This window comes from Anaerococcus sp. Marseille-P3625, from assembly GCF_900232825.1.
GTDB lineage: Bacteria > Bacillota > Clostridia > Tissierellales > Peptoniphilaceae > Anaerococcus.
In genome coordinates, this window is sequence record NZ_OCTP01000010.1 from 647,753 (window position 1) to 669,135 (window position 21,383).

Genomic DNA, 21,383 nt, shown 5'->3' on the forward strand with positions numbered 1-21,383 from the left:
CCCCATCATTCATATTTATTACTTATTGAGATTCTCATTAAAAGATTTGCTGTAAACTTTCACAATTGGATTTTTTCCATTATTTAGATCAATTGAACTAACTTTTATGTCCTTATTTTTGATTTCACTAAGAATATGATCTAACAATTTTAATTTAAAATTGATATTATTTAAATCACCGAAATTTACATCTATATCTCTTAACATTATACCAATTTCGGTTTTATTTTCCAAATTTAATTCTTTAAGATCCTTAAAGTAAGGATATTTTTGAATTTCATTGATAAAATCAATTGTTGCTTTTGAGCTTGTAAAATTTTGACCTATGGTTTTTTTGATTTTTGTACCTTTTATTTTTACCAAAGACTTGTCATAATCTTTAATATCAGCTTTTAAAACTTTGCATTTATTAGAGATAAAATAAATTTCATTTTCGTTTTCTTGATAAAACAAAGGATAATTTTCGTCAATTTTTACGCTTAAAATATTTGGAAAAACTTTTTTTATTTCTACATCGTCAATTTTGTCGAGTTTTTTTAAATTTTCCTCGCTGTCATTTATCTTGTAGAACAATATATTTTTGCCTATTGGATTAGATAAATATCCAATTATTTCACTATCGGATATGGTGTTATTGCCAGTAACATAAATATCAGAAATTTGCATATAAGGATGAAAATACGCACAGATAGTGATAGTTGCTAAAGCAAGAATTATTAGTATGAATACAAATCCTTTAGAAAATAATTTCTTGTTAGTATCTTTTTTTAAAGAATTTTTCCTAGCAACATAATTCTTTTTTACAGTTTTTCCATTTTTTTTAAGATATCTATCATCATTTGTGTTTTTCATTTTTTTCTGTAAGTCCTATTACCAATTCCAAAATTTTATCGCTTGCATCCTTATGGGCAAGTTTTCCACTAGCATCGCCCATTTCTTTAAGTTTTTCCTTATCAGAAATCATTTTTAAAATAGTTTCATTTAACATATCTCCACTCAAATCTTTTTCCAAAATCATTAGCGATGCCTTATTATCCACATAAGTCATAGCGTTATATTGCTGGTGATTTTCAGTGGTATAAGCTTTAGGAATTAAAATTGAAGGTTTTTTTACAGAAGATATTTCAGCAAGACTCATAGCTCCACTTGAGGCGATTACCAAATCACTTACTGCATAAAACAAATCTATATTATCAATATAAGCAAAAACTTTTATAAATTCATTTTCAGTCATTTCTTCCATGAATTTATCGTAATTTTTTTTGCCAGTTTGATGAAGTAGATAATACTCTCCTCCAATATTTTTTGATAATTCTAAAACAGCTTTGTTAAGAGCATAAGAACCGTTTGATCCACCAAAAGAGAATACTACTGGCCTATCTTTTTTTATTCCTAAAGTTTCTAAATCAGAATCGGAAAATTCATTTTTAAAATTATTTCTAACAGGATTTCCCGTTACTACAATATTATCCTTATATTTAAAATGTTTTAAAGCTTCTTTATAAGAAATGCACAAAACATCAACTTTTTTATTTAAAAATTTAGATGTCACTCCCGGGTAAGAATTTGACTCGTGTAAAAGTGTTGGGACTTTGGCACTTGCAGCTTGGAAAAGAATTGGACCACATACATAACCACCTGTTCCTATTGCTATATCAGGTTTAAATTCTTTTACAATTTTTCTAGCTTCACTAAAGCCTCTCAAATTGGTAGTTAAGGATTTGAAAAATCTTTTGTTGATTTTTCTTGGTAATCCCATTCCCTCGATAGGTCTAAATTCGTAAGAATATTTTTTTGCAATATTTTCTTCAGGGCCACCTTTAATACCAACATAAAGAATTTGGCAATCTTTAATATTTTCTTGAAGTTTTTGAGCAATGGCTATGGCTGGATAAATATGTCCGCCAGTTCCACCACCAGAAATTATTACTCTCATCTAATATTTCCTTTGTATTTATTGACTAAATTTTTAAAATCTTTGCCTCTAATCTCGTAAGATTTGTACATATCCCAGCTAGCACTTGCTGGTGATAGTAAGATAATATCTCCACTTTTTGCAAAACTTACGGCATATTTTACGGCTTCTTCCATATTTTCTACTATTTTATAGGAAATTTCAAATTTTTCGCATAGAGATTTAAGTTGATCTTTGGTTTGACCCATGATAATCATTTCTTTGCCATTTTTCTTAAAGGCTTTGACATAGTTTGTGTAGTCGATTTTTTTGTCGTAACCTCCTGCGATTATTATTAAAGGATCGTTAAAACTTTCTATTGCTTTGACACTGCTATCGACATTAGTACCCTTGGAATCATTGTAAAATTTTACATTTTTTTCTTCTGTTACAAATTCTAAACGATGTTCAATTGACACGAATGTTTTTGAAGCTTTTGCAATCTCTTCAAAATTTAAGCCAAATAAATATGTTTCTAGTATTGCAGCCATGAGATTTTCGTAATTGTGATTGCCTATGATTTTTAAATCTTTTACATCAAGAATTTCACTTGTTTTCCCATCTTCTACAAATTTTATCTTGTCATTTTCTAAATATAAACCCTTATCAATCTTATTTTTTGAAGAAAATTCATAAATATTTGCTTTTATTTGATTTTTCTTATCCTGTAAAATTTCATCTTCATGGTTAATAATTAAATAATCATTAGAATTTTGATTTTTTGTAATATTTAGCTTTGAATTTATATAATCATCAAAAGATCCATGCCAGTCTATATGATCAGGTGTAATATTAAGGAGCGCTCCAATATGTGGATGGTATTTGTAGGTATCTTTTAGTTGGAAAGAAGATAATTCTTCTACAAATACACAATCTTTTTCATACATTTGCCACAAGATTCCCTCGCCAATATTTCCTACAGAAACAGCTGTTATTCCATTTTCATTTAGAATGTGAGTTATCATAGATGTAGTTGATGTTTTCCCATTTGTCCCTGTTACTGCAAGAAATTTTTTATCAGGGAAAAGTCTATAAGAAAGTTCTATATCAGAAATTATCTCGAATTTTTCAGCTAATTTTCTTAAAATTTCATCACTTGGCTTAATTCCAGGAGATTTTACAACAAAATCATAAGAATTTTCCATTAATCTACAATCAGAAATAGGGCTATAATCATAGCCCTTTAATTCATCAATTTCTTTTTTATTTTTATCATAAGTATAAACTTCATATCCCATTTTGCTTAAAGTTTTTACTGCAGATATTCCGCTTATTCCTAATCCGTATACTAAAACATTTTTCATAAAATAGCCACCAAAGTTATTAAACATAGTACAACGCTTACTATTGTAAAGGCTGTCACTATTTTTGGTTCTTTATATCCTTTCAATTCAAAATGATGATGAATTGGAGTCATCAAAAACACTCTTTTTTTGTTTCTATGTTTGTAGGAATAGACTTGGATTATTACTGATAAAGTTTCTACAACGTATACTCCACCAAATATTACAAGATAAATTGGTATTTCTTCTATAATTGCAAGAGCAACCACCGCTCCACCAATTGCCATTGATCCTGTATCTCCCATAAAAACAGAAGCTGGATTTGAATTAAAAAATAAAAATCCTAATAAAACTCCAAACATTATCACAGAAAACATTCTGCTCGTATCTTTGCTAGTTAACAAAAATAATGACAAAAATACTGGAATTGATACGCTTGCTGCAAGTCCATCTAAACCATCAGTAAGATTAACTGCATTAGTTGTTCCAACAATAATAAATATTAGAATTGGAAAGCCCAAAAAACTTACTGGTAGTTGATAATTAGAAAAAGGAATAGTCATCATTGTGACTGATTCTTTGTCGTAAACAAAAGTAAGTATTGTGATAATTATTGCAAGAGAAAATTGCAAAACAATTTTTTCTTTGGGTTTTAAACCTTCAGATTGTTTTAAGACAAGTTTTCTAAAATCATCTACAAAGCCAATAGCACCAAAACCTATTGTTGAAAGTAGCAAAATCAATGTACTTAAATCAAAAGGTACAAAAATCAGGGTTATCAAAAAAGCTGCAATTATAAAAATTATTCCACCCATTGTTGGGGTACCAGCTTTTTGATAGTGACTTTTTGGTCCTTCTTTTCTAATATTTTGACCGACTTTCATGTTCTTAAGTATAGGTATTATAGCATAACCTAAGACGATTGAAGATATAATACTTACTAAAGCTATTTTAAAAATTTGATTCATATCTAGTTACCATTATCATTTGCCACTTCTTTATCATTATTAGCATATACCATTCCAAGCTCTTCTAGTGCATAGCGTTGGATTCTGTTTAGATCAATAGCATTTTCAAGTTTTGCATTTAATCTATCTTTTTTTAGTTGTTTTGATATAACTTCATTCATAAGTGTATTATACTCGTATCTTTTATTATTCAATTGTTTTCTTTTTTGTAAATTAAAATATCCAAAACTGGCAATAATAAATATGGTTAATACAGTAAAAATTCTCTTAAAGCGAAAAGCTCTTTTTTCTAAGCTTCTATTTCTATATTTAGGAGATACTTCTTTAGTTTCTTTTACTTTAAGTCTTTTTCTATTAATATTAGTATTTATTGAATTTGCCCTAATTCTTATCTCAGCCATATTAAATCCTCTGACATACTCTTAATTTTGCACTTTTTGACCTTGAATTTTCTTTTTGCTCTTTTTTGCTTGCAACAATAGGTTTGTTTGTAATAATCTTTATTTTAGAAACTTTCCCACAAACACAAACCGGAAAATCCGGTGGACATATACAGTCTTTTTCTAAGTCCTTAAACTTATTTTTTACTATTCTATCTTCTAGGGAATGGAAAGTTATAATACATAATCTTCCATCAACATTTAGCTGATCAACTGCTTTTTCAATAGTATTTTCTAAGACATCTAATTCTCTATTCACCTTTATCCTAAGAGCTTGAAAAACTCTTTTTTCTGGATGGGCCTCTTTAGATTTTACGCTGTGATTTATTATATCCCTAAGCTTAAAAGTCGTATCTATTCGCTGTTTTTTTCTATATTCGACAATATTTCTAGCTATGGTTTTTGAAAATCTTTCTTCACCATACTTAGAGAAAATCTCAGAAAGTTCATCTTGTGAATATTCATTTATAATTTTTTCTGCTGTTAACTCATTACTTGTGTCCATCCTCATATCCAAAGGACCATCATGCATATAGGAAAATCCCCTTTCTGCATTGTCGATTTGATATGAACTGACACCAATATCCATCAAAAAACCATCTACTTTTTCTATAGCTATTGATTGCAAAACTTCATCTATGTTTTCAAAATTTGATTGAAAATATAAGACATTTGAAAAATCTTTAAGATTTTCCTTACTAGCTTTGATTGCTTCAGCGTCTTGATCAAGACCAATTAATTTTCCTTTTGAAGAAAGTTTTTGTAAAATTCTTTTGCTATGTCCACCCTTTCCCAAGGTAAGATCTACATAAATTCCATCTGGCTTAATATTTAAATTTTCTATGACTTCATCAGCTAAAACTGATACATGACTAAACTCCATATCAACTATCCATTATATCGGATAAATTCACCTCGACTTCATTAATGTAAGCTTCCCAAGTTGCTACATCCCATATTTCTATGGTTGTATTGTTGCCAATAATCATCGCCTCGCTAGCAATATTTGCATAATCTCTCAAATTTTTGTTAAGCAAGACTCTACCTTGTTTGTCAAGACTTGTTTTGATAGTAGATGAGAAGAATAATCTTTTTATCGCCCTGTTTTTTTTGTTTTCAATTACTAGGTTATCAAGTCTTTGACTTTGTTTTTCAAACTCTTCTTTTGTATAAATTACTAAAGAATTTTCAGGACCTTTTGTGATATAAAATTCTTCTGATAAAATATCACGAAACTCACTAGGCATCATTATTCGATTTTTATTATCCAATTTGTGAGTAAATTCTCCTAAAAACATCTCTACCACCATTAACCACTTTATTCCACTTCATAATTATTTTATACCATATTTGAAATTAAAGCAAACAAAAAATCGACTATTTAAGTCGATTTTTGTCTGTTTTTATATTTATTTGTTAATTTATTTAAAATTTATAATCTTTTCTTCTTTTTTTACCAATTTTTTCTCTTTAAAATAAGGTGGGAGATTATTTTTATCTGAGATGTAAAATAAAATTATTCCAAGGATTACAAATAATATAGACATCAATTGTGCAGTTCTAATTGGTCCAATGTATAGGGAATCAGTTCTTAATCCTTCTACAAAAAATCTCAAAATTCCATATCCTATAAAATATGTCGCAGAAATTTTTCCCTTGTCCGGATTATTTTTCCTCCAATTAATTAAAATAAGAAAAATTATTATATCACCAATAGATTCGTATAAGAAAGTGGGATGAACTTTAACCCCATCAATTATAATCCCCCAAGGAAGGTCTGTTGGTCCTCCATGAGCTTCTTGATTCATAAAATTTCCCCATCTGCCTATTGCTTGTCCTAAAACAAGTGAAGGAATTAGGACATCAGCCATATCCCAAAATGGTAGATTTTTTTTCTTGCCATAAATATACAAGGCTAAAAGTCCAAAAATTATTCCACCGTGAATGGCTAGTCCTCCTGCTCTTATATTTAGGATTTGGATTGGATTTAAAGAATAATAGTCCCATTCAAATAAAACATACCAAAATCTTGCACCCAAGATTCCAATTGGAACAATTACAAATAAGACATCGTAGACGAAATCTTCATCAAATCCACGTCTTACAAATTCTTTTTTGGCAAAATAACTTCCCAAAAGCATACCAGCTATTATTATCAAAGCATACCAACGTATTTCAATACCAAAAATAGAAAAAGCTACTGGATTAAAATTAAATTCCATTATTCTTCCTCACTTGGTAAATCCCAGTTTGTATAGACATCTTGGACATCGTCATTATCTTCAAGAGTGTCAATTAATTTTCCCAAATTAGTAAAATGTTCACTAGAAACTTCTATAAGATTTGATGCTATATATGAAATTTCTGCACTTTTTATATCATAGGCTAATTCTTTAAGCTTATCGACAGCATCGTTAAAGGCTTCAAGGCTTGTTAGGGCTTGGTAATAATCGCCATATTCATTTACATCATCGCAGCCTGCTTCAAGTGCATCCATCATAAATTGATCGAAATCTTTGTTGGTTTTATCTACTAATATCTCACCCTTATGTTCAAACATAAACATAACAGATCCATCAGTTCCAAGATTTCCACCATTTTTATCAAAAGCATGCCTTACATCTGGGGCTGTTCTTTGGATATTATCTGTTAGGCAATCAACAATTATAGCAACTCCTCCTGGACCGTAACCTTCGTAAATTACTCTTTGATAATTATCAGCAGCTCCTTCACCAGTTGCTTTTTTGATTGCTCTTTCGATATTATCATTTGGCATATTATCAGCTTTTGCCTTATCAATTGCTGCTTTTAATGTTGGGTTATAATCTGGATTATCTCCCCCTTGCCTTGCAGCAACTGTAATATTTCTAGCGTGTTTGGTAAAAATTTTACCACGTCTAGCATCTTCTGTTCCTTTTTTATTTTTTATCTTGCTCCATTTATTATGTCCTGACATAAATCCTCCTATTTACTATAAAGCATTTCAGTTTTAATTTTTATTATTGAAATTTCTCCGCTGGTCAAATTTATCAAATCCTCTGATGTTTTATCATAAGATTCTTCTGACAAATAAATATTCATCTTTACCTTATCTGTAAAATCTTTGTCAATAATATATATTTTATTTTCATTTAGATAATTTTCAATTTGACCTAAGACATTATAAGAATGAATTAATTCTACTACAAAAAAAGGTCTTTTGTAAATAATTTTATTATTTAAGCACTCACTTACGCCCTTGGAGTAGGATCTTATAAGTCCCCCCTTGCCCAAAAGTTTGCCGCCAAAATATCTTGTAACAACCGCTACAATATTTTTTACGTCATTTTTTTCTAAAACACTTAGCATGGGAAGGCCAGCAGAACCAGTGGGTTCACCATCGTCATTATATCTTTTAATCAAAGGATTTGTATTGATTATAAAGGCGGTGCAATTATGAGTAGCATCCTTATATTTTTCAGATATTTCTTCTATGAATTTATTAGCGTCATCTTCACTTTCAACATGGCTTATGTTGCTGATAAAAATAGATTTTTGTTCGATAAACTCACTTTTTATTTCGCCTTTTACAGTTTTATATGCTTTCGATATATTTTCCATACTTATTCATATCCTCACTAGATATTTCAAATTGAATGATAGTTCCAAGACCATCGTATTTTGTATCCAAAATATCATAATTTGTCATTAAATAATCTAAAACATCTCCATCTGAAAAAGGTATGTGCATAGAAACTTTTTTATAATCTTTTTTTATAATTTCTACGATTTTTTCTTTAAGTTTTTCTAAATCTTTCTCATCTTTTGCTGAGATATAAATCCTATCTTTATCTCTTTTAAAAAGTTTAACTTTAAAATCATCATCAATTTTGTCCATTTTATTAAAAACATATAAGATATGCTTATCTTCTAAATCTATGTCCTCTACTGCTTTCTCTATGGTTTTTATTTGATGATCGATATTTAAACTTGCATCAATTACAATTAAGAGCATATCAGCAAATTTAATTTCTTCTAAAGTCGTCAAAAATGAATCATTTAATTCTTTGGATAGATTATCGATGAAACCAACAGTATCGGTAAGTGTTACCTTGGTATTTGAGAAATCTAATCTTCTGGTAGATGTATCTAAGGTTGCAAACAATAAATCATCAGAATAAACAAATTTATCTTTACCGTACAAATGCATCATACCATTAAGTATTGTTGATTTTCCAGCGTTAGTATATCCTAATAAAGAAATATTATAGATATTATCCCTTGATTTTCTATTTGTAATTTTTGTCTTTTCTACATCTTTTAATTGTTTTTCAAGAGATTTTATGTCACGTATTACTGCACGCCTGTCGGTTTCAAGCATGGTTTCACCAGGACCTCTTGTTCCTATACCGCCAGCTTGCCTTGATAAATATGAAAACCACTTATTAAGTCTTGGCAATTGGTATTTTAGTTGAGCAAGCTTAATTTTAAGTCTGCTTTCTTTAGTATTTGCTCTTTGGGCAAAGATATCTAAGATCAGACTAGTCCAATCAACAACATGAAGTTTTAGCTCTTCTTCAAGATTATATAATTGACTGGCTGATAGTTCCACATCAAAAATCACAGTATCTATCTCTAGTTTTTTTGCCAAATCTTTAATTTCAGAAACTTTTCCACTGCCTATAAAAAATCTTGGGTTGACTTTTTCTACAACCTGGCTTACATAAGCAATAGATTTGCCACCGGCTGTATTTATTAACGATTCTAGTTTGTATATTCTATTATCAAGATCATCTTCTCTATTTAAAACATTTACTTGTATAACTTCCTGCATAAACTTCCTTTCTAAAAGATTATACGATAGCAATAAATATTATAAAGATACTAAGATATAGATATATTATTAAAAAAATGATAAAATAGAGATGATATTGAAATAAATAAATAAAATAATAAATATAGGAGGCCAAATGTTTAAAAAAATCGCCTCTATAGTGATAAAACTAATTTTGATAATAATACTTGGCATAGGATCTATCCTTGTTGTATTTGGAGGACTTATGGGAGGAGCTATTCTTGAAGTTATGAAAACCGCCCCAGAAATCGATCCAAACATTATTAAGTATGAAATGAGTCAAAATTCCACTATAGTTGATGAAAATGGAAATGAAGTTGATTCTATAGCTACAAGCGAATATAGAGAAATAATTGATTATGAAAAAATCCCAAAAGCTTTAAAGCTTGCTTTCGTCGCCATAGAAGACGAAAGATTTTATAAGCATCCGGGTTTGGATTTTCAATCTATTATAGGCTCTGCCCTAGAAAATTTTAGAGCTGGTAGCATTGTTCGTGGAGGCTCCACAATAACTCAACAGCTTGCTCGTAATACCTATCTTTCTAATGATCAAACCTACGAAAGAAAGATTAAGGAAATTTATTTGGCTTTAGAGATAGAAAAGGCCTTGAGCAAAGATGAAATACTAGGAGCTTATCTTAACCGAGTATTTATGGGACAAAATTCCTATGGTGTTCAAGCAGCAGCAAGGACTTATTTTGACAAAGACGTTACAGAGCTTAACCTAGCTCAATGTGCAACTCTTGCTAGTATAGTTCAATCACCATCAGATAATTCTCTTTACAAAGCAATAAAAGTAAGTGAAGTTACAGATCAAAGAGTTTTGGGAGAATTTAGTATTGATGGAGAAAAATATGCAGCCGTTTACAATGAAAATCCTTATGAGAGGGAACAATTTGCCCTAGAAAAGATGCTTGAACTTGGCATGATTTCAAAAAAAGAATACAACGAGGCAAAAGATTTTGATGTAGCAAGCACAATAAAGCCTGCTGAAAGATCAAATACCGAAATTGCAAGCTATTTTAACTCCTTGTTAGAAAAACAAGTTGTAAGAAAATTACAAGAAATCTATAATTTAAGCGAAAATCAAGCTTGGGATAGACTTTATTATGGTGGATTAAGGATAACAACTACCATAGATGAAGACATGCAAAAAGAATTGGAAAATATCTATGCAGACTTCTCTTCATATTTGATGGGGGATACATCAGGCTGGAAGCAAGCGCCACTTCTTGATTTACGCTATGATCAATATGGAAATATAATAAATAGCGATGGCAATTTATTGTATTATGCAGAAAAAAACATATTAAATGATAATAACGATATTAGACTTAGAGATGATGAAGCTTGGTATGACGATGATGGAAATTTAGTTCTATCAACTTACAAAGCCTACCTTGATCAAACTAATCTATATTTTAGAAATTATTATTCTTTAGATAAAAATAACAAAAATTTAAGAACTCACAAAACTGGCCACATTACCTTTAAAAGTAACGAAGATGCAAGCCTTGATGAGGATGAAAACATAGTTATATCAAAGAATTTCTTAGATGAAAATAAAAATCTCATAACAGCTTATGAAGACGGAACCTTTTCAATAAACAAAGATTTCTATGGTATTGACTTAGAAGGAGTTATCCAACCTCAATCATCAACAGTCATTATGGACCAAACAAACGGTCATATTAAGGCAATTATGGGAGGTCGTGATCAAAGAGGTATAAGAATTTTGGATAGAGCTTCTGCAATACCTAGACAACCTGGTTCTTCAATAAAACCTATTGCAACCTACACAGCAGCTTTTGACAATGGATTTAACCTAGCTACTGGCATGGATGACGTTCCATTGATGAAAAATGAAGAGGATCAACCTTGGCCAAAGAATGTTTACGAATACTATATGGGTCTTGTCCCTATTAGAAAGGCTATAGAATTATCCATAAATACCATTGCGGTAAGAACTCTAAAAGAAGTAGGTATTGCTAAGAGCTTAGAATACTTAAAGAATTTTGGAATAATAAGAGAAGATGGCGAAGATAACTTTGTTAGCAAAGAAGATAACCCTAGAACTAACGATGAGAATTTAGCAGCCTTAGGTTTAGGTTCCATGACAAATGGTCTTACAACTTTGGATATGACTGCAGCTTACGCAGCTTTGGCAAATCAAGGAAAATACAACGAACCATTGACATTTTCTAAAATTGAAGATTCAACAGGCAAAGTTTTATTTGATGATAAAAATGTAATAACTCATCAAGTAACATCAGCTGAAACAGCTTACCAAATAACCTCTGCCCTAGAGTCAACTGGTCAAAGCTACAAAAACATCTATATAAACGATATAGATTATGCAACAAAAACTGGTACTACCGATAATAAAGTAGATTTTTGGTGCATGGGCTATACTCCTTACTACACTGTTGGAATTTGGATGGGTGCAGATGATCAAAATCTTAGCATGACTGGCAATTCTATACAAAGAGCTGCTTTGATGTGGAATATAATCAATAATCATATCCTTGACGGCTATGAAGTCGCTAATTTTGAAATTCCAGATGGCATAGTAGAAATGCAAGTAGATACCATGAGTGGAAAACTACCTTCAGACATATCCAGATGGGATCCAAGAGGAACAATAAGAACAGAAATTTTTGGTCCAAACAATACGCCTACTGAAGTAGATGATGTTCATGTTATGATAACAGTTGATGATAGAAATAATCTTTTAGCATCAGATATGACACCAAAAGAGCATGTAACAAATAGAGTATTCATTAGCCCAAAAAGTAATTACAATCCTAACGAATTTGGTGGAATTTATCCTAGAGATTGGGGTTATAGACCTCCAAGCGCATATTCAAACTTAGGAGAAGATCCTGAAGAAGAAGAGCAAGAGGATGACGAGAAAGATAAAGACGGAAAGGATAAAGAAAAAGATAAGGACGGCAAGGATAAAAATCCTAACGACAACAAAGAAAAAAATCAAAATCCTGACCAAAAACAAAACACAAATCCATAAAATTAAAGGGACTATAAGAAAATTTTCCTATAGTCCCCTTTTTTTACAAAAAATTTTTGATTTTTTTGAAATTTTTATAATGTTACTTCTTCATAGGTCCTTTGTTTTTCCCTGTAACTAGGTTAATAACCCACAATAAAATTACAGCACCTATTACTGACCATAAAATTATTGCAAAAGTTCCTGGTCCACCAGCTTTTAGGAAAAACGAATTATAAATCCAACCTCCAATTACAGAGCCAATAATTCCTACGATTATATTTGCAAGACTTCCCATCTGAGAATCCTTACCCATTATCCTACTAGCAATCCAGCCAGCTAAAGCTCCTAATATTAAAGTCATTAATATACCTTTTCCACTTAACATAACTTCTCCTTTCATTTTTTTAAAAGTTCGTAATAAATTTTTCAATTACTTTATATTTATATCCATTTTTTACTTTTTTAAACATTTTTATAAAGTAAAAATAATACTAGCTTTTGTGTGGTATAATGAAATAAGAGGTGAGTTTTTTGAATAATATCAATATTTTAATAATTGAAGACGAAAAGAAAATTTCAACTATAATGAAATCTTATTTTGAAAAAGAAGGTTATGGTGTTTTACAAGCTTTTGATGGCAAAGAGGGCTTAGAACTTTTTAATAATAATGAAGTAGATCTAGTTATACTCGATTTAATGTTGCCAAAACTACCTGGTGAAGAAGTTATAAAAGAAATTAGAAACAAGTCTGATTTGCCAATAATTATGGTATCTGCAAAAGTTGAGGAAGATAATCGCGTGGAAGGCCTAAGACTTGGGGCTGACGATTATGTGACCAAACCATTTTCCCCAAAAGAATTGGTTGAAAGAGTAAAGGCAGTTCTTAGAAGAATCGAAAAATATAACATTCCAAGAGCCGATATAATAAAAACTTCTGACGGAAGATTAGAGATGGATTTACAATACAATAGGATATTTAAAGATGGAAAAGAAATTTTGTTAACGAAAAACGAATTTCAAATTTTAAAAACTATCTTTTCTTCTCCTAATAAAATTTTCTCAAGAGATGAGATTATAGCTCTCACATTTGGTTATGATTACGATGCCTATGACAGAGCAATTGATACTCATATAAAAAATATTAGATCGAAGATAGAAGATAATCCAAAAAGACCTGCTTATATCAAAACAATTTATGGTATGGGCTATAAATCCGGTGGAGTAGATGATTACATTAAAGAGTAAAATAATAAGAAACTTTGTTGCGGGTATTTTAGCTTGCGTTTTGGTATTCTCAATTTTGGTTACTCTTTTTGTCACCTTTAACTATAGACAGATGTTAATGGAAATGAAAGATGTTAGAGTTACAGAAGTTAGCTCATGGTTTATAAAGTATCAAAAGGATCCCAAGATAAGCATCGAAGAAATGTGGCAAGGACTTGATAATCTTGCTAAAGATCTTAAGGTTGATATAACTTTTGAAGAGCCTGACGGAACTATTTCTTATGAAGTTTTGGGTAGAGATCCTTCAAATACTTATCCGCTAAAACAAGAACATTTGAAATTATTTAATGCTGATAAAGCCAAGAGATCTGGAACTTTAAATATAACCTACAATGTTAATCCCGAACCAATAGAAGATTTGCAAAGAAATTTTACAACTGCAATAATTTATGGATTGATCATTTCTTTGATAATTGGATTTGTAATAAGTTTAATTTTATCAGAAAACATTTCAGAGCCTATAATGTTAATTAGCGATGATACATTAAAAATTAAAGATGGCAAATACGAGGTTACTGATAGAAATACCGATATTATAGAAATTGAAAACCTTCAAGATAATATAACTTATTTATCAAACAACTTAAAAAATCAAGAAAATATTAGAAAACAATACGCTCAAGATATATCTCACGAATTGCGCACTCCCCTAACGAATTTGCAACTTTACATAGAAGCAATCAAAGATGGGATTGTTGAAGCTGATAGTCAAACAATGGATATTTTGCTTGAAGATGTAATACGCTTGCAAGATTTGATAGTTGGACTAAAAAAGACCTTTGATGAAAATGTTGAATTTATCCAAGTAAGAAATGAAGATACAAATATTACCAATCTTATTAAAAGAATTGCCTATGCTTTCTTGCCAAAAGCAGAACAAAATAACATAAAAATCACAGAAAATCTTGCTGAAAATGTTATTATGAACACTGACAAGAATAAATTCACACAAATTTTAAATAATCTCATTTCAAATGCCATTAAGGCTATAGGTGAAAATGGAAATATTGAAATTTATCTAAATGAAGATGTTAAAAAAATAGAAATAAAAGTTATTGATGATGGTATTGGAATTGCAGAAGATAAAATCGATAGAATTTTTGATAGGTTCTATAGAATTGAAGATTCGAGAAATACAAGTGACAACGGCCATGGCTTAGGGCTTGCAATTAGCAAAAATTTTGTTGAAGCCTTAGGTGGAAAAATAAAAGTAGATTCGAAACTTAATCATGGTACTTGCTTCACACTTATCTTTACAAAATAAAGTAGGAATGTTATGTCAAGAAAAAGCATAAATAAAAGAAAAACTAAAAACACTGAACCATTAACAAATAATGATAGAGAAGAATATATAATCCAATCAGATTCTCAAAGAAAAAGAGCCGAAAGAAAAAAACTTCAAAGAAGGAAAAAATTTATAAGACGTAGAATAATCCTTGGACTATTATTGTTTGTTCTAGTGATTTTCACAACAAAATTTATTTCTAATGCCATAAACTCATACAAAGTTATGGGCTATCCTGACTTTAGAGATGAAGTCTTGGAAAGTTTGGGAAGAGAAGTTTTTGTTTCTCCATCAGAAAATAGATCCTTAAGTGCTGGCGAAAAAATTACAGATTTTGAGAGTCTATATAATGTAATCCAAAGATCTTACGCAGTAGATAATGAAAATAAAGAAAACTACAAGAAATTTTTAGGTCAATACAACGATTTTAGAAAAAAAATCGCCCTATCTAAAACTGACCAAGAATACTTTACACTAATAAATCAGTACCTAGCAATACTTGATGATAGCAGAACCTTTATTTTGGAAAAAGATACTTACCAAAACCTCTTTAATTATTATAAGGATAAGAAAAATTCAAACAAAAAATCTGTCCTTGAAGATCCTCAAGCTGTCGATAGGTACAAAAGGTTAATAACTGATGTAAATATCAAAAAGGAAGCTACAAAAGGTGAAATCATAACAAACGGCCTAATGATAATAAGCATGGAAGATTTTAGACCTAAAGAATTTGAAAATGATCTAAAAAAAATAACCGACACATTTTTGGCAAATCCACCAGTTGGCAAACTAATCATAGACTTATCAAATAATAATTCAATAGATCATGTTTATTGGAACAAATTTGCAAGAATTTTAATTCCTGAAGACTACAAAGAATCTAATATAATTTTTTACAGATCAAAGTTATTTGAAGATTCACTAAAAACTTTTAAGGAAGACGAAAATAGTCCTTATGATACAGCTCTTGCAAAAAATGATGCAAGCAAATACAAGGAAGTTAAGAAATTAATTAATCCTAGTGACTATTTATATTACGACCAATTAGACTTGTCAATAAGGAAAAATACAGATTATTCAACAAGAAAAATTTATGTCTTGACAAATTCTAACACAGCCAACGAAGCAATAAAATTTGCAGACTTTTTGAAAAAAAATGGAGCTTATGTTGTAAAAAATGCTCTTGACTCCAAAGAAACAAAAAATGACATAGTTTACAATGCTCCAACTGATCTTTACTTATTAGAACATTCTGGTCTAATCTTATCGATAAACTCATCTTTTTGCAAAAACGATGAAAATATCTACCTATCTTACGATCAGAAAATAAATTCCAAAGATCCTAGGTCAAATATGCTAAGCATAGTAAATCAATAAAATAACGCCCCCATCTAAGTTTTGATAAAACTTATGGAGGCGTTTTAATTTGTCGCTTATTCTAAATTAAGTTTATTAATCATTCTTTTTCCTTAAAGCAACAAGAGATGACATAGAAATTGCAAAGCTTGCAACAATTGGTGCCATGCTAACTACACCTGTTTTTGGATTTGAGTGTTTTTTAGCAGGAGCTTGTTTTTCTTCCTTTTTATTGTCTTTTTCTGGATCTTTTGTAGGATCTTCTTTCTTGTCGTTTCCTTCTTGATTTGCTTCGTTTTCTTTAAGGATTTTTTCAATCTCTTTTGTATTTTTAGTAATTTTATCTATTAAATCCTTAGCTTTGTTTTCATCTTTATTTTCTTCTTGAACTTTATCATCAGTGTCAACTTCAGTTTTGTCATCAGAATCACTTGTTGTGCCTGGTACAACTGGATTTGATGGATGATCTGGAACTACTGGTTTATCTGGATTTGGAGTTGGTTTTTCTTCTTCTTTTACTTCAAATCTATAAAACCATCTTCCATTTGCTCCTTGGTCAGCTGTAACTTTAAAGTTATTTTTCATATTTTCTGGCATTGCTTCTTCGCCAGCTTTTATAGCAGCATCTTTTGTTTTGTAACCATTTTCATTGTTTTCTGGTTTTTCGTCTGTTTGAGGATCCTCTGGATCTTCTTCTGGAGTATCTATTTTTTCATATGATGATAGGAGATAAATATATCTACCGTCTGCATTTTGGCTGATTGTGTATGATTTGTTAACTGGATCATTCTTTAAAGCTTCTTGAGCTGCTTTTTCGGCTGCTTCTTTTGTTTTGTAGCCATTTTCATTGTTTTCTGGTTTTTCTTCAGGTTTTTCTTCAGGAATTTCTCCATTTTTGTTTACGCCATTAATTGTGTAAACTAGAGTTTCTTCGGTTCCGTCCCCATTTTTTACAGTTAATACAAGATTAACAGTTTTGCCTACAAAATCTTTAAGTTTGCCAGTGTTATTTCCTGGTTGTTGAACTGCATTTAATATATCAGCTCCAAAAGTTAATTTGAATAATTGCTCTACAGTCATTCCTGAACTAGGTGCAGCAGCAGCTAAAGATGTTAGATCTCTTACTGGTTGGCCATCCACTTGTACTTTTACAAGATTATTATTTTTATATAAATTAGTTAAACCTGCTACTATACCAGTTCCGCTAATTTCTTTTGCACTTTGACTTTCATCAAGGATTGTTACTGTTACATTCTTGCCATATTTATCGTAAACAGCTTCATAAACTCCTTCTTTTTTAGAAATTCCATCAAACATACTATCAGCAGCTTGTTCAAATTTATCAGATTCTGGACTTTCTAGAGCTTCAGGTTCTTCAAAGTCACTAATTTGAAGACCGTCATTATCTAAAGCTTTTTCAGTTTCTTCTAATGGTTGAGCTTCTTCTTTAGTTTCTTCTTTTTCTTTTTCAGTTTCTTGTTTTTTTTCTTCAGAAATTTCTTCTTCGGAATTTTCTTCGCTAGTTTCTTCTTTTAAAGTTTCGATAGCTTCAGTTGGATGATTTTCTTCACTCTTAGCTTCTTCAGCAAATGCAGTTTGTGCTGAAACTACAAAGGAAATTGACAATGCTAAAGCTAGTATGGTGCTCTTTTTGTTTTTCATTTCTCCTCCAATTTTTTATAATTACATAATCAAATAATTAATTATTATTTACCTCTATTATATAAAAATATATATGAATTTGCAATTTTTTATACTAATAGTATATTTTCAATTTCACTAAAAAACTCGACACATTAATGCCGAGTTTTCTTTTAATAGTCTTATTTATTTTTTGGAATTATTTTATCTTTTCCACCCATGTACATTTGAAGTGGAGCTGGGATTTTTACGCTGCCATCTTCTTGTAGTAAGTTTTCAAGGAAGGCTATTAGCATTCTTGGTGGAGCTACTACTGTATTATTTAGGGTGTGAGCAAAATATGTTCCCTTTTCTCCTCTTAGTCTTATGTTTAGTCTTCTTGCTTGGGCATCTCCAAGATTTGAGCAAGATCCAACTTCAAAGTATTTCTTTTGGCGTGGGCTCCATGCTTCTACATCGCAAGATTTTACTTTAAGATCTGCAAGATCTCCTGAGCAACATTCTAGAGTTCTTACAGGAATTTCTAGACTTCTAAAGAAATCTACTGTGTTATTCCATAATTCGTTATATAAAGTTTTTGAATCTTCTGGCTTACAAATGATTACCATTTCTTGTTTTTCAAATTGGTGGATACGATATACTCCACGCTCTTCTATACCATGAGCTCCTACTTCTTTTCTAAAGCAAGGTGAATAGGAAGTCATTTTTAGAGGCATTTTTTCTTCTTCATTAATTGTATTTATAAATTTGCCTATCATGGAGTGTTCGCTTGTTCCTATGAGGTATAAGTCTTCGCCTTCTATCTTATACATCATATTTTCCATTTCTTCAAAGCTCATAACGCCTGTTACAACATCAGATCTTATCATAAATGGTGGAATGTAATAAGTATAGCCACGATCTATCATAAAATCTCTTGCATAAGAAAGGATTGCTGAATGAAGTCTTGCTATATCACCTCTTAGATAATAAAAACCTGAACCAGATGTTTCTCTTGATGCATCAAGGTCAATTCCGTCAAATGTTTCCATGATGTCAACGTGATAAGGAACTTCGTATTCTGGAACAATTGGCTCTCCAAATCTTTCGTTTTCAACATTTTCGCTGTCATCTTTGCCTATTGGAACAGTTTCATCAATTATTTGTGGGATTTTTTGCATACGAGTTTTTACTTGATCTGCATAATTTTTGGTTTCTTCTTCGATTTTTAGAAGTCTATCGTTTATTTCTCCTACATGGGCTTTAGTTTTTTCTGCTTCATCTTTTTTGCCTTGACCCATCAAAGCGCCGATTTCTTTTGAAAGTTTGTTTCTTTCTGCTCTTAGATTGTCGCCTTCGGTTTTGACAGCTCTTTGTTTTTCGTCTAGTTCTAAAACTTCATCTACTAAAACTAGTTTTTGATCTTGAAATTTCTTTTTAATATTTTCTTTTACAAGATCTGGATTTTCTCTTAAAAATTTAATGTCAATCATTATTACTCCTTTTTGGCATATAAAAAGACCTCCTCCCTACATGGGACGAAGGTCTCGTGGTGCCACCCAATTTTTTTCTTAATTTTATAAGCTAAAGGTAGATTCTCCAAATTCCATCAAAGATTTTCACCAACCATCTTCTCTCTAAAAACTTCCTAAGGGTACTAAGTCTTATCATTGCTTTATTTAGTTAACTATAGTATACGAGTTTTCTAAAATTTAATCAAGATTATTTGGCAAATCTTTGCTTGTTTTGTCTATTTTTTTAGCCTTATTTTTCTTTTTTATAAACTTTACAATTATAATAATTATTATAATGATTAGAACTAAGATTGGCCAATAGGATACAATTATAACCAGTAGATCCATAATAGAATTTAGAAAAATTCCAATGGAATTTCCAAAAGCTTCTGCTATTCTCTCGCCAAAGCGAGGATTGTTTTTGGAAATATCATTATAATCGTAAACTTCTCTTAGAAAAATTGTGAAAGTATTGTAATCTACTCTTTGGTCTAATTCTCTAAGATTTGACTTAATTTGATCTATTTCACTTTCTACTTCAAGGATCCTTTGACTAATGGCCATAGTTTCTTCAATATTTTCGGATTTTTCCATTAGCTGGTTGAGTTTTTCTAGTTCTTTTTTCTTGGTTTCAAGTCTTAAATTTATATCTTTATAGTCTTTGGTCAAATCATTGCTAGATTGACTTATATTATTAATTTTTCCAATTTTTGTAAGATCTTTGGCAAAACCAGCTGATGTATCTCTAGGAATTTTTATTACAACCTGATAACTTCTAAGATCAATTTTATCATCATTTCTTCTATCCATATAAAAATCAGAAGAATTGATATATCCCTTGTATTTGCTTGTTAGTTCAATTAGTTTTTTATAATCATCGTCATAAGTTGTTGTTTCTATGGTGTATTCGTAAAAATATTCGATCTTTCTATCTTTTACTTGATTATTTTCTTCAATCTGACCACTGATATCAAAAGAATCGCCTATATTGTCAGTTGCTTCTTCAGTAGTATCTGAAATCTCTTGCTCAGAAGCTTCTTCACTTTTCATATTATCATATGAAGAATTTTGTAAAGATTTATTGCTTCCACAAGAAGTTAAAGCTAGAATCAAAAATAGATTTACTAGTAATTTTTTCTTAAATTTCATAATTAACTCCTCTAAGGATAAGTTTCATTAAGGACATGGTCAATTGCCTTTTGAGGTATGCCTATATCTTCTACGACGCATTTGTTTTTATAAATCGATCTGTCATAAACTCCTTTTTTCATAAGCTGCATAGAAACGATCAAATCGCTATCAACCACTTCTCCCCAAGCTTCTCCAGTTGTAGAATCCACTCCTGATGGAATGTCTATGGAAATTATGTATTTCATCGACCTATTTAGCATGGCTATAACATAGGCGTAAGTACCAGTAATCGTTCTATCAAGTCCAGTTCCAAAAATTCCTTCGATAATTGTAGAAACTTTGGAAATATTTTTTTCCATTACTTCCAAATCCAAAATAGTATCTATCAAATAAATTTTGTCAGTTAAATTTTTGACTGCTTGGTAATTTAAGATAAAATCTTCTTTAGCTTTTTCTATATTTCCTATTATATAGACTTCGACATAATAATCTCTGGCAAGAAGATTTCTTGCAAGAGCCAAGCCATCAGCACCGTTATTGCCAATTCCTACTACAAGGGCAAAGGTTTTTCTTACATTCAAATCAATATTTTTGATGACAGAAAGAGCTGCTCTTTCCACCAAACAAATGGAAGGAATTTTTAGCTCATTAATAGCATATTGATCTATTTTTTGCATTTGATCTTTATCTACAACAATCATTGCTAG

At 30.4% G+C, this 21,383-nt stretch carries 20 protein-coding genes; 4 read left to right on the forward strand and 16 right to left on the reverse strand.

The window, feature by feature from the left end; genetic code table 11:
* Positions 1-18 precede the first annotated feature (18 nt).
* The 11 genes from CS884_RS04460 to hflX all read right to left on the reverse strand — a co-directional run bounded on the left by CS884_RS04460 (position 19) and on the right by hflX (position 9,458).
* A complete protein-coding gene (locus CS884_RS04460) occupies positions 19-852 on the reverse strand; it encodes a cell division protein FtsQ/DivIB (protein ID WP_099320865.1) in 834 nt (277 codons plus the stop codon).
* Positions 836-1,936, reverse strand: a complete 1,101-nt coding sequence (gene murG / locus CS884_RS04465; protein ID WP_099320866.1) for an undecaprenyldiphospho-muramoylpentapeptide beta-N-acetylglucosaminyltransferase — start codon at positions 1,934-1,936, stop codon at positions 836-838. Before murG ends, CS884_RS04460 begins: the two co-directional genes overlap by 17 nt.
* The gene (murD, locus tag CS884_RS04470; RefSeq protein WP_099320867.1) at positions 1,933-3,258 is read right to left on the reverse strand and encodes a UDP-N-acetylmuramoyl-L-alanine--D-glutamate ligase; all 1,326 of its coding nucleotides are present in this window, start codon (positions 3,256-3,258) and stop codon (positions 1,933-1,935) included. Before murD ends, murG begins: the two co-directional genes overlap by 4 nt.
* Entirely contained in the window at positions 3,255-4,205 is a 951-nt protein-coding gene (gene mraY, locus CS884_RS04475) for a phospho-N-acetylmuramoyl-pentapeptide-transferase (RefSeq protein WP_099320868.1), read from the reverse strand. Before mraY ends, murD begins: the two co-directional genes overlap by 4 nt.
* Before the next feature lie 2 nt (positions 4,206-4,207).
* Positions 4,208-4,606 (reverse strand): hypothetical protein, encoded by a 399-nt coding sequence (locus CS884_RS04480; protein ID WP_099320869.1) that lies wholly within the window; start codon positions 4,604-4,606, stop codon positions 4,208-4,210.
* 1 nt (position 4,607) lies between these two features.
* The gene (rsmH, locus tag CS884_RS04485) at positions 4,608-5,528 is read right to left on the reverse strand and encodes a 16S rRNA (cytosine(1402)-N(4))-methyltransferase RsmH (RefSeq protein WP_099320870.1); all 921 of its coding nucleotides are present in this window, start codon (positions 5,526-5,528) and stop codon (positions 4,608-4,610) included.
* Position 5,529: 1 nt separating this feature from the next.
* Positions 5,530-5,943, reverse strand: coding sequence for a division/cell wall cluster transcriptional repressor MraZ (mraZ, locus tag CS884_RS04490; protein ID WP_099320871.1), 414 nt, complete (start codon positions 5,941-5,943; stop codon positions 5,530-5,532).
* A 123-nt stretch (positions 5,944-6,066) separates the two neighbouring features.
* Positions 6,067-6,867 carry a prolipoprotein diacylglyceryl transferase gene (gene lgt, locus CS884_RS04495; RefSeq protein ID WP_180753294.1) on the reverse strand — a complete coding sequence of 267 codons (801 nt, stop codon included), beginning with the start codon at positions 6,865-6,867 and terminating at the stop codon, positions 6,067-6,069.
* Positions 6,867-7,601 (reverse strand): YebC/PmpR family DNA-binding transcriptional regulator, encoded by a 735-nt coding sequence (locus tag CS884_RS04500; protein WP_099320873.1) that lies wholly within the window; start codon positions 7,599-7,601, stop codon positions 6,867-6,869. Before CS884_RS04500 ends, lgt begins: the two co-directional genes overlap by 1 nt.
* Before the next feature lie 8 nt (positions 7,602-7,609).
* A complete protein-coding gene (locus tag CS884_RS04505) occupies positions 7,610-8,245 on the reverse strand; it encodes a YigZ family protein (protein ID WP_099320874.1) in 636 nt (211 codons plus the stop codon).
* Positions 8,220-9,458, reverse strand: a complete 1,239-nt coding sequence (gene hflX, locus CS884_RS04510; protein ID WP_099320875.1) for a GTPase HflX — start codon at positions 9,456-9,458, stop codon at positions 8,220-8,222. Before hflX ends, CS884_RS04505 begins: the two co-directional genes overlap by 26 nt.
* 136 nt (positions 9,459-9,594) lie before the next feature.
* On the opposite strand from hflX, the gene CS884_RS04515 reads away from it, so the two are divergent.
* Entirely contained in the window at positions 9,595-12,504 is a 2,910-nt protein-coding gene (locus CS884_RS04515; protein WP_099320876.1) for a transglycosylase domain-containing protein, read from the forward strand.
* An 82-nt stretch (positions 12,505-12,586) separates the two neighbouring features.
* On the opposite strand, the gene CS884_RS04520 is transcribed toward CS884_RS04515, so the two are convergent.
* Positions 12,587-12,871, reverse strand: a complete 285-nt coding sequence (locus tag CS884_RS04520; protein WP_099320877.1) for a GlsB/YeaQ/YmgE family stress response membrane protein — start codon at positions 12,869-12,871, stop codon at positions 12,587-12,589.
* Positions 12,872-13,017: 146 nt separating this feature from the next.
* Between CS884_RS04520 and CS884_RS04525 the strand changes: the two genes are divergently transcribed.
* Genes CS884_RS04525 through CS884_RS04535 form a run of 3 tightly spaced genes read left to right on the forward strand, consistent with a single transcriptional unit; the run spans position 13,018 to position 16,432 of the window.
* Positions 13,018-13,731 carry a response regulator transcription factor gene (locus tag CS884_RS04525; protein WP_099320878.1) on the forward strand — a complete coding sequence of 238 codons (714 nt, stop codon included), beginning with the start codon at positions 13,018-13,020 and terminating at the stop codon, positions 13,729-13,731.
* Positions 13,712-15,034, forward strand: a complete 1,323-nt coding sequence (locus tag CS884_RS04530; RefSeq protein ID WP_099320879.1) for a cell wall metabolism sensor histidine kinase WalK — start codon at positions 13,712-13,714, stop codon at positions 15,032-15,034. The genes CS884_RS04525 and CS884_RS04530 overlap by 20 nt, the downstream gene beginning before the upstream one ends.
* Positions 15,035-15,046: 12 nt before the next feature.
* On the forward strand, positions 15,047-16,432 hold the full coding sequence (locus CS884_RS04535) for a peptidase S41 (RefSeq protein WP_099320880.1): 1,386 nt from the start codon (positions 15,047-15,049) through the stop codon (positions 16,430-16,432).
* Positions 16,433-16,507: 75 nt separating this feature from the next.
* Here the strand turns inward: CS884_RS04535 and CS884_RS04540 are convergent, their stop codons facing one another.
* The 4 genes from CS884_RS04540 to CS884_RS04555 all read right to left on the reverse strand — a co-directional run bounded on the left by CS884_RS04540 (position 16,508) and on the right by CS884_RS04555 (position 21,377).
* Positions 16,508-18,073 carry a DUF5633 domain-containing protein gene (locus CS884_RS04540; RefSeq protein ID WP_143434411.1) on the reverse strand — a complete coding sequence of 522 codons (1,566 nt, stop codon included), beginning with the start codon at positions 18,071-18,073 and terminating at the stop codon, positions 16,508-16,510.
* Positions 18,074-18,234: 161 nt separating this feature from the next.
* Positions 18,235-19,524: a serine--tRNA ligase gene (gene serS, locus CS884_RS04545; RefSeq protein ID WP_099320882.1), complete on the reverse strand. Its 1,290-nt coding sequence runs from the start codon at positions 19,522-19,524 to the stop codon at positions 18,235-18,237.
* 219 nt (positions 19,525-19,743) lie between these two features.
* A complete protein-coding gene (locus CS884_RS04550; protein WP_099320883.1) occupies positions 19,744-20,694 on the reverse strand; it encodes a DUF4349 domain-containing protein in 951 nt (316 codons plus the stop codon).
* Between the two features lie 11 nt (positions 20,695-20,705).
* Positions 20,706-21,377 (reverse strand): NAD(P)H-hydrate epimerase, encoded by a 672-nt coding sequence (locus CS884_RS04555; RefSeq protein WP_099320884.1) that lies wholly within the window; start codon positions 21,375-21,377, stop codon positions 20,706-20,708.
* Positions 21,378-21,383 lie beyond the last annotated feature (6 nt).